This is a genomic window from Klebsiella terrigena (assembly GCF_012029655.1).
Classification (GTDB): domain Bacteria; phylum Pseudomonadota; class Gammaproteobacteria; order Enterobacterales; family Enterobacteriaceae; genus Klebsiella; species Klebsiella terrigena.
Window position 1 is genome coordinate 1,839,215 of record NZ_CP050508.1, and the last position, 13,514, is coordinate 1,852,728.

Annotated in this window: 12 protein-coding genes and 1 pseudogene; 11 read left to right on the plus strand and 2 right to left on the minus strand. The window is 58.5% G+C overall.

Annotation, left to right across the window (positions count from 1 at the left end):
* The first annotated feature begins 65 nt into the window (after positions 1-65).
* The 3 genes from HCK03_RS08630 to HCK03_RS08645 all read left to right on the plus strand — a co-directional run bounded on the left by HCK03_RS08630 (position 66) and on the right by HCK03_RS08645 (position 3,467).
* The gene (locus HCK03_RS08630; protein WP_041146362.1) at positions 66-890 is read left to right on the plus strand and encodes an SDR family oxidoreductase; all 825 of its coding nucleotides are present in this window, start codon (positions 66-68) and stop codon (positions 888-890) included.
* A gap of 38 nt (positions 891-928) precedes the next feature.
* A complete protein-coding gene (locus HCK03_RS08635) occupies positions 929-1,819 on the plus strand; it encodes a LysR family transcriptional regulator (RefSeq protein ID WP_167691407.1) in 891 nt (296 codons plus the stop codon).
* Positions 1,820-2,108: 289 nt separating this feature from the next.
* Positions 2,109-3,467, plus strand: coding sequence for an APC family permease (locus HCK03_RS08645; protein ID WP_041146360.1), 1,359 nt, complete (start codon positions 2,109-2,111; stop codon positions 3,465-3,467).
* Between the two features lie 54 nt (positions 3,468-3,521).
* Here HCK03_RS08645 and HCK03_RS08650 read toward each other — a convergent pair whose 3' ends face one another.
* Positions 3,522-3,839, minus strand: a complete 318-nt coding sequence (locus tag HCK03_RS08650; RefSeq protein WP_041146359.1) for an ArsR/SmtB family transcription factor — start codon at positions 3,837-3,839, stop codon at positions 3,522-3,524.
* 237 nt (positions 3,840-4,076) lie between these two features.
* Between HCK03_RS08650 and fusA the strand changes: the two genes are divergently transcribed.
* Positions 4,077-6,179: an elongation factor G gene (gene fusA, locus HCK03_RS08655; RefSeq protein ID WP_167691408.1), complete on the plus strand. Its 2,103-nt coding sequence runs from the start codon at positions 4,077-4,079 to the stop codon at positions 6,177-6,179.
* A gap of 46 nt (positions 6,180-6,225) precedes the next feature.
* Here fusA and sbcB read toward each other — a convergent pair whose 3' ends face one another.
* Complete coding sequence (gene sbcB / locus HCK03_RS08660; protein ID WP_123551662.1) at positions 6,226-7,650, minus strand: exodeoxyribonuclease I; 1,425 nt, start codon at positions 7,648-7,650, stop codon at positions 6,226-6,228.
* Between the two features lie 317 nt (positions 7,651-7,967).
* On the opposite strand from sbcB, the gene dacD reads away from it, so the two are divergent.
* The 7 genes and pseudogenes from dacD to cobT all read left to right on the plus strand — a co-directional run bounded on the left by dacD (position 7,968) and on the right by cobT (position 13,505).
* The gene (gene dacD / locus HCK03_RS08665) at positions 7,968-9,134 is read left to right on the plus strand and encodes a serine-type D-Ala-D-Ala carboxypeptidase DacD (RefSeq protein ID WP_076945649.1); all 1,167 of its coding nucleotides are present in this window, start codon (positions 7,968-7,970) and stop codon (positions 9,132-9,134) included.
* 295 nt (positions 9,135-9,429) lie between these two features.
* On the plus strand, positions 9,430-9,684 hold the full coding sequence (locus HCK03_RS26595; RefSeq protein ID WP_407692381.1) for a hypothetical protein: 255 nt from the start codon (positions 9,430-9,432) through the stop codon (positions 9,682-9,684).
* A pseudogene (locus tag HCK03_RS26600) lies at positions 9,591-9,923 on the plus strand (capsule assembly Wzi family protein); the annotation flags it as partial. The gene HCK03_RS26595 and the pseudogene HCK03_RS26600, both read left to right, overlap by 94 nt.
* 227 nt (positions 9,924-10,150) lie before the next feature.
* Positions 10,151-10,624, plus strand: coding sequence for a DNA gyrase inhibitor SbmC (gene sbmC, locus HCK03_RS08675; RefSeq protein WP_123551660.1), 474 nt, complete (start codon positions 10,151-10,153; stop codon positions 10,622-10,624).
* Between the two features lie 98 nt (positions 10,625-10,722).
* Complete coding sequence (locus tag HCK03_RS08680) at positions 10,723-11,781, plus strand: FUSC family protein (RefSeq protein WP_041146351.1); 1,059 nt, start codon at positions 10,723-10,725, stop codon at positions 11,779-11,781.
* A gap of 168 nt (positions 11,782-11,949) precedes the next feature.
* Positions 11,950-12,273 carry a DUF496 family protein gene (locus tag HCK03_RS08685; protein ID WP_041146350.1) on the plus strand — a complete coding sequence of 108 codons (324 nt, stop codon included), beginning with the start codon at positions 11,950-11,952 and terminating at the stop codon, positions 12,271-12,273.
* Between the two features lie 173 nt (positions 12,274-12,446).
* Positions 12,447-13,505, plus strand: a complete 1,059-nt coding sequence (gene cobT / locus HCK03_RS08690) for a nicotinate-nucleotide--dimethylbenzimidazole phosphoribosyltransferase (RefSeq protein ID WP_167691409.1) — start codon at positions 12,447-12,449, stop codon at positions 13,503-13,505.
* Positions 13,506-13,514 lie beyond the last annotated feature (9 nt).

A 13,514-nucleotide genomic window follows, 5' to 3' on the forward strand; every position in this document is an offset into this window, starting at 1 on the left:
ATTGTCAGCCGCCGCCGGCTGGCGTAGCCTTAAGTCAGCACAGCGAAAGAGCCAGGAGCCAGAGTATGAAAAAGGTCGCGATTGTCGGATTAGGATGGTTGGGTATGCCCCTTGCGCTATCGTTGATGGCGCGTGGGTGGGAGGTGACCGGCAGTAAGACGACGCAGGATGGCGTGGAGGCGGCGCGGATGTGCGGAATTGACGGCTATCCGCTGCGACTTGAACCGCAGCTGGTGTGCGACACCGAAGATCTGGATGCATTAATGAACGTCGATGCGCTGGTGATCACCTTGCCGGCTCGCCGTACCGGCCCGGGGGAGGATTTCTACCTGCAGGCGGTGCAGGAAATTGTGGATACCGCGTTAGTCCACCACGTTCCGCGGATAATTTTTACCAGCTCCACCTCGGTGTATGGCAACGCCAGCGGCACCCTGAAAGAGGGCGCCCCCCGCAATCCGCAAACCGCCAGCGGCAGGGTGCTTAAAGAGCTGGAGGACTGGCTGCATAACCTTCCGGGAACCTCGGTCGATATTTTACGCCTCGCCGGGCTGGTGGGGCCATCGCGCCATCCGGGTCGTTTCTTTGCCGGTAAGTCGGCGCCGGACGGCCAGCAGGGGGTCAATCTGGTTCATCTGCAGGACGTTATCGCCGCGATTGAGCTGCTGCTGCAGGCCCCGAAGGGCGGACACATCTATAATATATGTGCGCCAAAGCATCCCGCTCGCGGCGTCTTCTATCCGCAGATGGCCCGCGAACTTGGCCTGCCGGCACCGGTGTTTGCCGATAACCCGGACGGCGATACCGGCAAGATTATCGACGGCAACCGCATCTGCTACGAGCTGGGGTTTGAGTATCAGTACCCGGACCCGCTGGTCATGCCGATGGAGTAATCAGTCAGCGGGAAATCGCGAACCGTAAGGGGGCGGCGATGAAACCACTGCTGGATGTCCTCGTTATTCTGGATGCGCTGGAAAAAGAGGGGAGCTTTGCTGCGGCGTCGGTAAAGCTTTATAAAACGCCCTCTGCGCTGAGCTACACCATTCATAAGCTGGAAAGCGATCTTAATATTCAGCTGCTTGACCGCAGCGGACACCGCGCACGCTTTACCCCCAGCGGCCAGCTGCTGCTGGAAAAGGGGCGCGAAGTGCTCCACACCGCGCGGGAGCTGGAAAAACAGGCGATTAAGCTGCACCAGGGCTGGGAAAACGCGCTGGTCATTGCCGTGGACGCCACCTTTCCCTTCTCTTTACTGGCGCCGCTGGTGGGCCAGTTTTATCAGCAACACCAGCTGGCGCAGCTGCGCTTTAGCCGCGAGACCGTTAGCGACCGCTGGGAGGCGCTGGTCGAAGGGCGGGCGGATATCGTGCTCGGCGCGTTAAGCGATCCGCCAGCCCTCAGCGGCTATGGTTTCACTTCGCTCGGCGAGCTGGAGCATATTTTTGTCGTCGCCCCGCAGCATCCGCTGGCGCAGCTGCCGGAACCGCTGAGCTGGCGGGTAATGAAGCGCCACCGGGCCATTATCTGCGGCGGTGGCTGGCCGTCCGCTGACGATCAGGAGAATCTGGCGGCGTTTGATTTTCCCGGCCTGCTGGCGCTGGTTTCCGCCGGTCTTGGCTGGGGTTATCTGCCGCGCTACCTGGCCCAGGCCCAGCTTGACCTCGGCGAGCTGATAATGAAGGAGGTTGCCGCCCATCAACCGCTCTACCGGGCGTGGATTGGCTGGCATGAGGATGCTTCCGGTCTCGCCAGCGGATGGTGGCAGAATGCGGTTTTAGCAAATAATGCTATTCGCAGGATATACAATACTAAAATTGTATGAATATTAGGCTATTAAATAATTTCTGCAATTTTTTGGCTCTTCTACGGCTTGTCATCCGGCCAGTAAATGTTGCAAAATACGCGGCCTGAAAAACAGAAACTAGCCGACGCTTTTTAAAGTGTCGGTTATTTTTTTGCTTTAAAGACACATCATTCAATACCAAGAGGCCGGGCTTCGTACCGGATAGATATTTACTAAAAACCGACAGTTGTTGTCGCTGAGGAATACACAGAAATGGGGCAATTTTTTGCTTACGCGATGGCTTTCGCCGTAAAAGGGGATGACCACAATGTCGCATAACGCTACTCCAAAAACCTCTCGCGTGGAATTACGTAAAACGCTTACGTTGATTCCGGTTGTCATGATGGGCCTGGCCTATATGCAGCCGATGACGCTGTTCGATACGTTTGGTATCGTCTCTGGATTGACTGACGGTCACGTTGCGACGGCCTACGCCTTCGCGCTGATCGCAATTCTTTTCACGGCGCTGAGCTACGGTAAACTGGTTCGTCGTTTTCCGTCTGCAGGCTCCGCCTACACCTACGCTCAGAAATCTATCAGCCCGGCCGTTGGCTTTATGGTTGGCTGGTCATCGCTGCTCGACTATCTGTTTATGCCGATGATCAACATCCTGCTGGCGAAGATTTACTTTGAAGCGCTGATGCCTTCCGTTCCGTCGTGGATCTTCGTGGTGGCGCTGGTCGGCTTTATGACCGTGTCCAACCTGCGCAGCATCAAGGCGGTGGCGAACTTCAATACCCTGATTGTGGTTCTGCAGATGGGCATCGTGGCGGTTATCGTCGGCCTGATTATCTACGGTATCATGCACGGTGAAGGCGCCGGTACGCTGACCAGCACCCGTCCGTTCTGGTCCGAAGGGGCCCACGTGGTGCCGATGATTACCGGTGCGACCATTCTGTGCTTCTCGTTCCTCGGCTTTGACGGTATCTCTTCTCTGTCTGAAGAGACCAAAGACGCAGAGCGCGTGATCCCGAAGGCTATCTTCCTGACCGCGCTGATTGGCGGGATGATCTTCATCGGCGCCTCTTACTTCCTGCAGCTGTACTTCCCGGATATCTCGCGCTTTAAAGATCCGGACGCGTCGCAGCCTGAAATCATGCTGTACGTGGCGGGCAAAACCTTCCAGTGGGGCGTGCTGATCTTCTCCAGCGTGACCGTTCTGGCTTCCGGTATGGCCGCACACGCGGGCGTTTCCCGTCTGATGTACGTGATGGGCCGCGATGGCGTATTCCCGACCAGCTTCTTCGGCTACGTTCACCCGAAATGGCGTACCCCGGCGTTTAACGTGCTGCTGGTGGGTGCCATTGCGCTGCTGGCGATTAAATTCGACCTGGTCACCGCGACGGCGCTGATTAACTTCGGGGCGCTGGTGGCCTTCACCTTCGTTAACCTGTCGGTCATTTCGCAGTTCTGGATCCGCGAGAAGCGTAACAAGACTCTGAAAGACCACGTTAACTACCTGGTGCTGCCAACCTGCGGCGCGCTGACCGTTGGCGCACTGTGGGTCAACCTGGAGCAGAGCTCTATGGTTCTGGGCCTGATTTGGGGCACCATCGGCCTGGTCTACCTGGCCTGCGTAACCCGTCGTTTCCGTAACCCGGTTCCGCAGTACGAAGACATTGCCTGATCGCGCATCAGAATGAAAAAAGCCGGGGGGAGACCTCCGGCTTTTTTGTTTCCGTCACTCCTGCGCTTCCTGGCGCATCACTCTGAGTAGCGTATCCAGCAGTCCGGGAAAACGCGCCTCCAGATCCTCCCTGCGCAGCGAAATCATATTCTCCCGTCCCTGCGGGCGCTGCCATATCACGCCGCTATCGCGCAGCACGCGCCAGTGGTGGGTCATGGTGGACTTGGCAACGTCTTCATGGCGCAGGGCGTTGCAGCTCTGTTCGCTGCCGTCGGCGAGGATGCGAATAATCTCCAGCCGCATCGGATTGCCAAGGGCAAAAAGAACATTTTCAAGGCGGATTTGTTCACGTTCGGGGTGATTGGCGATCATAATATTCCTGTGTCGGCGGTTGCTCTGTTCCGCGGAACAGCAGCCCGTATCGGCGGCTGGCCGGTAATATACCCAAACTCAATCGCTAAAGCCACGCGCGGTGCTGCAGCTTCACCGATAGTAACGATAGCAAAAATAGTTCGAATATACTCGTACAGTTGTACTATGATAGAGGCCGTTGAACGAACCGCGGCGATTTCGCCGCTCACTGACAGTCAAAATGACTAAGGACGCATCATGCCCCGACCCATCCCCCTCGAACGTTATCGCAACATCGGTATCTCCGCGCATATCGATGCCGGTAAAACCACCACCACTGAGCGCATTCTGTTCTATACCGGAATGAGCCATAAGCTGGGTGAAGTACACGATGGCGCGGCAACAACCGACTGGATGGCGCAGGAGCAAGAGCGCGGGATAACCATTACTTCCGCCGCGGTAAGCTGCTTCTGGCCCGGCATGGACCGCAGCTTTGAGCCGCACCGGATTAATATCATCGACACCCCCGGGCACGTCGATTTTACCATTGAAGTCGAGCGCTCCATGCGGGTACTCGACGGCGCGGTGATGGTCTACGACTCCGTCGGCGGCGTGCAGCCGCAGTCGGAAACCGTCTGGCGGCAGGCGAATAAGTATCACGTCCCGCGGCTGGCCTTCGTCAATAAAATGGACCGCCCCGGCGCCGATTTCTTCCGCGTGGTGCAGATGATGATCGACCGCCTGAAGGCCAACCCGGTGCCGGTGGTGATTCCCCTCGGCGCCGAGGAGCACTTCGTCGGGGTCGTTGACCTCATCAAAATGCGCGCCATTTTGTGGGACGATGCGACCCAGGGGATGACCTTCAGCTATGCGCCGGTGCCGGATGATCTGCTGGCAACCGCCCGCCAGTGGCGGGAAAAAATGGTCTCAGCGGCGGCGGAAGCCAGCGATGAGCTGATGGACAAATATCTCGAAACCGGCGATCTGAGCGAGGTTGAGATCGTCGCCGGGCTGCGTAAGCGCACCGTTGCCGGAGAGATCCAGCCGGTGCTGTGCGGCAGCGCCTTTAAGAACAAAGGCGTCCAGCGGATGCTCGATGCGGTCATTGAACTGATGCCGTCCCCGCTGGATATCCCGGCGATTCAGGGTGTTGATGAGCAAGGCCGGCCGGCGGAGCGTCATCCTGCCGACGATGAACCGCTTTCGGCGCTGGCGTTCAAGCTGATGACTGACCCCTACGTGGGCCAGCTGACCTTTATCCGCGTCTATTCCGGCACCCTGAAGAAAGGGGATGCGGTCTATAACCCGGTTAAAGGTAAAAAAGAGCGTATCGGTCGCATCGTGCTGATGCACGCCAACGATCGCCACGAGGTGGACGAGCTGCACGCCGGCGATATCGCCGCCTGCGTTGGCCTGAAAGACGTCACCACCGGCGACACGCTGTGCGATCCGAATGCGATCGTCACCCTGGAGCGGATGGAGTTTCCGGAGCCGGTGATTTCGCTGGCAATCGAGCCGAAAACCAAAGCGGATCAGGAGAAAATGGGCATCGCGCTGCAGCGCCTGGCGGCGGAAGATCCGTCGTTCCGCCTGCACACCGACGAGGAGTCCGGGCAGACGATTATTTCCGGGATGGGCGAGCTGCATCTGGAAATTATCGTTGACCGGATGCGGCGCGAATTTGGCGTTGAGGCGAATATCGGCCGCCCGCAGGTAACCTACCGCGAGACGATCCGCAAAACGGTGAAAGAGGTGGAAGGTAAATTCGTCCGCCAGTCCGGCGGCAAGGGGCAGTACGGCCACGTGGTGCTGACGCTCGAACCGCTGGAGCCCGGTAGCGGCTTCGTCTTTGAAGATGCCACCAAAGGCGGGGTGGTGCCGCGCGAGTACATTCCTTCGGTGGAAAAAGGCCTGCGCGAAGCGATGGGTACCGGCGTGCTGGCAGGCTATCCGGTAGTGGACGTCAAAGCGACCCTGACTTTTGGTTCGTACCACGACGTCGACTCCTCGGAAATGGCCTTCCGCATGGCGGCTATTTTCGGCTTCAAGGAGGGCGCGCGCAGGGCCGATCCGGTGATTCTCGAACCGGTGATGCATGTGGAGGTGGAAACCCCGGAAGAGTATGCCGGCAACATTATGGGCGATCTCTCTTCACGCCGCGGCATGGTGCAGGGGATGGAAGAGCGCTTCGGCAGCCAGATTATTCGCGCCGACGTGCCGCTGGCCGAGATGTTCGGCTATTCCACGACGCTACGCTCGATGTCCCAGGGGCGGGCGACCTACAGCATGGAGTTCCATCATTACGCGGAGGCCCCGCGTAACGTGGCGGAGGCGATTATCGCCAGCCGCGCGAAAGGGTAAATAACCGTTCCCGGTCTGCGTCGCGCAGTCCGGGAATTTATTTATTCTAAACAATATCCTGCGCGTACTGCCATAGCGCTTTCACCAGCATCAGCTTCTCATTATTGTCAGCATACTGCTGCTGCAACATCTGCAGCTCATCGGCATAAGCCTGCAAAAACTCCGGCGTAAACACCTCCCGACGATGCTCTAACCAGCGCTGCTGCTCGGCTTCATCAAGGCTGCCCGGGAAGTTTCGCGCGCGATAGTTAAACAGCAGGCGCTCGATACGCTGATCGGCGAAGGTAATGTCCAGCGCCGGCAGGTTGCGCGGATCGGTCTCCAGCACAATCTTCATCGCCGCGCGGTCGGCATCGCTGAAGAAGCCGTTGTAGAGCTGAGTATCGACGTTATCGGAAGGCACAAACGGCTCCGCCTCGGCGAAAATAGCCACCACTTTTTCCCGCACCTGCGGCTGGCCGCGCAGCAGCTGCAGGTTATCGAGGCAGCGCTGGCGGTTGATGCCCAGACGCTCCGCATCTTCCGGGCGCAGCGTATTGGCCTTGGCCAGCACCGGGCATTTATTGAGATGGACCAGCTTGACCGGTACCGCCGGCAGGTCGCCGAGGTCGGCTTTGGCGGTATACAGCCGCTCGCGCAGCGCGTCGGCGTCCAGCTCCAGCAGCGGCGACATATCGCCGGCAAGGTCGACCATGATCACCGCATTGCGATTATCCGGATGCCACGCCAGCGGAGCCACCCAGCTGGTGTTGCCGCGCGCGGCGCCGAACATCCCGGAGACGTGGACCAGCGGCGTCATCTGCGGCACGTCAATCAGCGTCGCCAGCTTGCGCTTATTGCGGAAGGTATACAGGTAGTCGAACAGGCGAGGCTGCTGGGTTTTGACCAGCCTGGCCATGGCGATAGTGGCATACACGTCGGCCATCGCATCGTGGGCGTTACTGTGCTCGATGCCGTTGGCCACGGTCAGATGCTCAAGGCGGAAGCTGGGCAGGCCGTCGTCGTTTTCCGGCCAGTTGATGCCTTCGGGGCGCAGCGCGTAGCAGGCGCGCATCACGTCCAGCAGGTCCCAGCGCGAGTTATCGTGCTGCCAGCTCCAGGCGTAAGGATCGTAGAAGTTGCGATAGAAAATATTGCGGCTGACTTCGTCATCGAAACGCACGTTGTTGTAACCCACAATGCAGGTCTTTGGCACCGTGAACAGGTCGTGAATGCGGCGGGCAAAGGCGGCTTCGTTGTCGCCTTTGGCGATCGCTTCCTGCGGCGTGATGCCGGTAATCATCACCGCCTGCGGCTGCGGCAGATAGTCGTCAGCCGGCTTGCAGTAGAACACCTCGGGCTCGCCGATGACGTTAAGATCCGCGTCGGTGCGGATAGCGGCAAACTGCGCCGGCCGGTCAAGGGACGGACGGGTGCCAAAGGTTTCGTAGTCGTGGAATAAAAATCCGGGCTGATTGGCGCTATCTTGCATAGTCTGTCTATTTTCCGTGGTGGTTGGCGTCCGTACTCTAAATCGTTCGCGGTAAACGACAAATCTGTCCGCAACGGATCTGCACGCCGTGTCGCAGCGGCCCGTAAGGCCGATGCTCAGGGATGAGCCGTGTCATAAAGCCAACGCACAGGCTGCTGAAGTATGACGCGCTATGGTAAACGATTTGCCCGGGCATCAGAAGGGCATCGGCCGCGCAGGGCGTTTATCGTGTCATATTTTCTTGCAATTAAACCATGATATGAAAGGAGAACTTCCGTAAAAAGGACGGCGAATCTGTAAATCTTGAGGATATGCCGTTGAAAGGCCGTTTTTTTATTGCTGTAACTTTGCTCGCTTCGAGCGTTTCTTGCGCCTTTGCCGCTAATGATTTTCCCGTCACCGTGACGCCGCCTTCCATCCAGGCAGGCTCCTGGGTGCTGATGGACTACACCACCGGTCAGATCCTGACCGCCGGTAACGAACATCAGCAGCGCAACCCCGCCAGCCTGACGAAACTTATGACCGGCTACGTCGTCGACCGCGCCATCGACAGCCACCGCATCACCTTTGACGATATGGTCACCGTCGGCAAAGATGCCTGGGCGAAGGGCAACCCGGTATTCGATGGTTCATCGCTGATGTTCCTCAAGCCTGGCGATCGGCTCAGCGTCCGCGATTTAAGCCGCGGGCTTATCGTTGACTCCGGGAACGACGCCTGCGTGGCGCTGGCCGACTACGTTGCCGGCGGCCAGCCGCAGTTCGTCGCCCTGATGAACGAATATGTGCAAAAGCTGCACCTGCAGGATACCCATTTTGAAACCGTACACGGGCTGGACGCGCCGGGGCAGCATAGCTCGGCCTACGATCTGGCGGTCCTGTCGCGGGCGATTATTCACGGCGAGCCTGACGTGTACCATATGTACAGTCAGAAAAGCCTGACGTGGAACGGGATCACCCAGCAGAACCGCAACGGCCTGCTGTGGGATAAAACCATGAACGTCGATGGCCTGAAAACCGGCCATACCTCCGGCGCCGGTTTTAACCTTATTGCTTCTGCCGTCGACGGCCAGCGCCGCCTGATTGCGGTGGTGATGGGGGCCGAGAGTCCGAAAGGGCGCGAGCAGCAGGCGGCCAAACTGCTGCACTGGGGCCAGCAAAACTTCGACACCGTCCAGGTGCTGCAAAAAGGCAAAAAAGTGGGCAGCGAGCACATCTGGTATGGCGATAAGGAGCAGATCCAGCTCGGTACCGACCAGGACTTCTGGTTAGCGCTGCCGAAGTCGGAGGTTTCGCGAATCAAGGCCAAATATGTGCTGGACCAGAAAGAGCTGGAAGCGCCGATCGCCGCCAATCAGCGGGTTGGTGAAATTTCGCTCTACGACGGCGACAAGGTCGTGGCCCACTGGCCGCTGGTGACGCTGGAAAGCGTTGGCAAGGGCGGCGTGTTCTCGCGCATGAGTGATTATCTGCACCACAAGCTGTAGCCCCCGGTGCCGCTCTCCTGCGGAGCGGCACCCTTTCTCGCCCCAGCCGTTGTGGCGCTGGTTGGCGATTCTTTTAGTTTCAGTCAATTACCGTACCTGCTCACCCTTTAAGGACATTCTCCGGCGCCCGTGCGCCTGAAATGGCGCTGGGAAGATGAAATTTTTCGCGCGTAGTGCGCTTTCTCTGGGGCTTGCGGCCGTTTTGAGTCCCGCAGGCTTTGCCTCTGGTCTGGTTCTGGCCGATAACGACGTCCGCAATGATTTAGCCTGGTTATCCGATCGCGGAATCCTATCGTTGAGTTTATCGACCTGGCCCCTGAGCGAAGAGGAGATCGGCCGCGCGCTGGCCGACGCGCATCCGACAACGCCCGCAGAGAGAGCAGTGCTGAGCCGGGTGAACCAGCGCCTGAGGGCGTTAAAAGCCGACCTGCGCGTCACCGGCAACAGCTCAACCTTATCTACAAAGATGGCTACTACCAGCAGGGCTACCCGCCAGGCGACGCGATGGGCGGCGACGGGCGCCTGTACGCCGGCAAGGTCGAACTGGTGACCGAGGAGGATCGGCGCTGGAGCGTACGGCTGATCTACGCCGAGGTGAACCCGAAAAATCAGCGGATTAATAAAGCCTTCCCGCACGCCGATACCCTAAAAGGCGTGCAGTTAGGCTGGAGCGGCGACGCGATGCCCACCGTGCGTCTCAGCACTTCCGTGTGGTATACCGACGCTAACCACAGCGACAGCGACGATCTGGGAGCCAGTATGGGGATTGAGCTTCCTTTTAGGCTGTAACCGCCGGCGGCAGGCATCCACGCCGACGCTAGCGCAGAGGCCAGCCCGGCAGCGCCGGACGGCCCAGCCCCTTGAGTCAATTATCCGTTCTGCGTACCCGCTTCCTGAATCATTTTTTCAACGCCGGCCAATGGCGACTCTGTGAATCCGCGCACATACTGTTTTTTAGCTGCCTGCTACATTGTATGTATATTTATACAGTACTTTCTATCAATCGCGGAGGCAATATGAACTACAGCGTTAAGTCCGTCGGCGCGCGTAAAATCGCCGGTTTTCATATGGTAGGGCCCTGGGAGCAGACCGTTAAGCAGGGTTTTGAGCAGCTGGCGGTATGGGTCAACAGCCGCCAGATCCCGGCCCGGGAGTGGATCGCCGTCTATTACGATAACCCGGATCAGGTTCCGGCAGAGAAGCTGCGCTGCGACACCGTAGTGACGGTGGACGACGACTTCGTCATTCCTGCCAATAGCGAAGGGGTGATTCTGACCGGGATCGTCGGCGGAGAGTACGCTATTGCCCGCGCGCGGGTGCTGAATCATGATTTCTCCACGCCCTGGCTGCAGTTCTTTGAGAACCTGCTGCAAAGCAAAGAGTACCAGTTGGCGGCAAAACCCTGCTTTGAGCTCTATCTTAACGACGGCAATCGCGACGGCCACTGGGATATCGAAATGTACGTGCCCGTTGAGCGTATCGGCGGGTAGGCGCTTACCCACGGAATAAACAAGGTTTCTTACATTAGCGTGATGCTTGCGGTGAAAAAGCAGTTACAATCGGCCTTTTCTTCTTAGCGGAGAGGGTCGTGCGCGCTGATAAATCACTTAAGCCTTTCGAAATTCGCCTGTATCGACATTACCGAATCGTGCATGGCATTCGCATCGCGCTGGCTTTTGTTCTCACTTTTTTACTGGTACGGCTGCTGAACGTACCGGAAGGCACCTGGCCGCTGATTACGCTGGTGGTGGTGATGGGGCCGATATCGTTCTGGGGCAACGTGGTGCCGCGCGCGTTTCAGCGTATCGGCGGCACCATCCTTGGCTCTGCGCTCGGGCTGGTGGCGCTCAAGCTGGAGCTTATCTCCCTACCCGTGATGGTGCTGTGGTGCGCGGCGGCGATGTTCCTCTGCGGCTGGCTGGCCTTAGGGAAAAAACCCTATCAGGCGCTGCTGATTGGCATCACGCTGGCGGTGGTGGTAGGGGCGCCGCCGGGGGACATGAACACCGCGCTGTGGCGAAGCGGCGACGTTATCTTCGGCTCCCTGCTGGCGATGCTGTTTACCGGCATCTGGCCGCAGCGGGCGTTTCTGCACTGGCGTATCCAGATGGCAAATTACGTCACTGCCCTTAATCGCCTGTATCAGGCCGGGATCTCACCAAACCTGGTCGAGCGCCCGCGGCTGGAAAAACACCTGCAAAAAGTCCTCAACGACGTGGTAAAAATGCGCGGACTGATTACGCCGGCGAGCAAAGAGACCCATATCCAGAAGGCCATTTTCGAGGCAATTCAGACCGTCAGCCGTAACCTGGTCTGTATGCTTGAGCTGCAGGTTAACGCTTACTGGGTGTCGCGGCCGGGGCACTTTGTGATGCTAAACTCCCGTACGCTGCGCGAAACTCAGCAAATGACCCAGCAAACGCTGCTGACCATCGCCCACGCCCTCTATGAAGGTAACCCGCAGCCGATCCGCGCTAACGCTGAAAAGCTCAATGAGATCGTCGCCGAACTGCGCCAGCTTATCAAAGAGCACCCGGGCGAAAATCTCTCGGAAACGCCGATACACGGCTACGTCTGGCTAACCATAGAGATGGCGCGCCAGCTTGAGCTGCTGTCGAATTTGATCTGTCGGGCGTTGCGTAAATAAAAACCAGATGCGCGACATCGACCCACAGGTTGCTTCGATTCAGCAGCATTTAGGGGTATGATAACCCTAAAGGAAAAAACATTGTCATCAGCGGCTGCTAACAGTTATGTTAGCCCTATATTGCAGTCGCTTTAGCGAATCCGAATCTCAAATATTAGGGGTATAAAAATGGAAACAACTAAGCCTTCTTTCCAGGACGTACTGGAGTTTGTTCGTCTGTATCGTCGTAAGAATAAGCTGCAGCGTGAAATTCAGGACGTTGAGAAAAAGATCCGCGATAACCAGAAGCGCGTACTGCTGCTGGACAACCTCAGCGACTACATCAAACCGGGCATGAGCGTTGAAGCTATCCAGGGCATCATTGCCAGCATGAAGAGCGATTACGAAGATCGCGTTGATGATTACATCATCAAAAATGCTGAGCTCTCTAAAGAGCGCCGCGACATTTCCAAAAAGCTGAAAGTAATCGGCGAAGCGAAGGTCGAAGAGTAATCTCCTCGACCCAGCCCGGCGGCGGTTCTCGTCGCCGGGAGTTATCCCAGGCATTCCCTCTGAACGACTCCTTTCTTGTGTATGGCGAACCGCCGTATAACGCAGACTTCTGGCCCGAACGCAGAGAATACGGGCGCAATGGTCCGCTCCCTTTAAGCGCTACGAGGAACATCATGGACACACTTTCGGCCCTCATTGCCGACATTCCGCAGCCGGATCGGGCGGCGATGGCCCAGGCGCAGCAGCATCTTGATGGTTTATTAAAACCGCCCGGCAGCCTCGGCCGCCTGGAGGCGCTGGCGGTACAGCTTGCCGGCATGCCTGGGCTGAAAGGCCAGCTGCGGCTGGCAGAAAAAGCCATCGTGGTGATGTGCGCCGATCACGGCGTCTGGCACGAGGGCGTGGCTATCTCGCCCCAGGCAATTACCGCGATTCAGGCGAGAAACATGACCCGGCAAAACACCGGCGTTTGCGTCCTTGCGGCGCAGGCGGGGGCAAAAGTTCGGGTGGTTGACGTTGGGATCGATGCCGATCCGATCCCCGGTCTTGTCGACCTAAAAGTGGCGCGAGGCAGCGGCAATATTGCGCAAACGGCGGCAATGAGCCGCGAGCAGGCGACGGCGCTGCTGCTGGCGAGCATCGGCTATACCCGCGAGCTGGCGGCTCAGGGCGTGACGCTGTTCGGCGTCGGCGAGCTGGGAATGGCGAACACCACGCCGGCGGCGGCGGTGCTGAGCGTGCTGACCGGGCGCGATGCGCAGGATACGGTCGGCATTGGGGCGAACCTGCCTGTGTCGCAGCTGGCGCATAAGGCGGAGGTGGTGCGTCGGGCCATTGCTGTCAATCAGCCGCGGGCTGAGGATGGTCTCGAGGTGCTGGCAAAGGTTGGCGGTTTCGATCTGGTTGGCATGACCGGCGTGATGCTGGGGGCCGCCTCCTGCGGGCTGCCGGTGATACTGGACGGATTCCTCTCCTACGCATCGGCGCTGGCGGCCTGCCGCATTGCGCCAGGCGTTCATCCCTATCTGATCCCCTCGCATCTGTCGGCGGAAAAGGGGGCGCGCATTGCGCTTGAGCATCTGCAGCTTGAGCCGTATCTGGATATGGGGATGCGTCTGGGCGAGGGGAGCGGCGCGGCGCTGGCGATGCACCTGGTGGAGGCAGCCTGTACGGTGTTTAACGAGATGGGGACCCTGGCGGAGAGCAATATCGTCCTGCCGGAGAGTCGCTAAACCGCCAAG

Coding starts and splice junctions, on each gene's coding strand:
- HCK03_RS08630 (WP_041146362.1), top strand. CDS start 66: ATGAAAAAGGTCGCGATTGTCGGATTAGGATGGTTGGGTATGCCCCTT.
- HCK03_RS08635 (WP_167691407.1), top strand. CDS start 929: ATGAAACCACTGCTGGATGTCCTCGTTATTCTGGATGCGCTGGAAAAA.
- HCK03_RS08645 (WP_041146360.1), top strand. CDS start 2,109: ATGTCGCATAACGCTACTCCAAAAACCTCTCGCGTGGAATTACGTAAA.
- HCK03_RS08650 (WP_041146359.1), bottom strand. CDS start 3,839: ATGATCGCCAATCACCCCGAACGTGAACAAATCCGCCTTGAAAATGTT.
- fusA (WP_167691408.1), top strand. CDS start 4,077: ATGCCCCGACCCATCCCCCTCGAACGTTATCGCAACATCGGTATCTCC.
- sbcB (WP_123551662.1), bottom strand. CDS start 7,650: ATGCAAGATAGCGCCAATCAGCCCGGATTTTTATTCCACGACTACGAA.
- sbmC (WP_123551660.1), top strand. CDS start 10,151: ATGAACTACAGCGTTAAGTCCGTCGGCGCGCGTAAAATCGCCGGTTTT.
- HCK03_RS08685 (WP_041146350.1), top strand. CDS start 11,950: ATGGAAACAACTAAGCCTTCTTTCCAGGACGTACTGGAGTTTGTTCGT.
- cobT (WP_167691409.1), top strand. CDS start 12,447: ATGGACACACTTTCGGCCCTCATTGCCGACATTCCGCAGCCGGATCGG.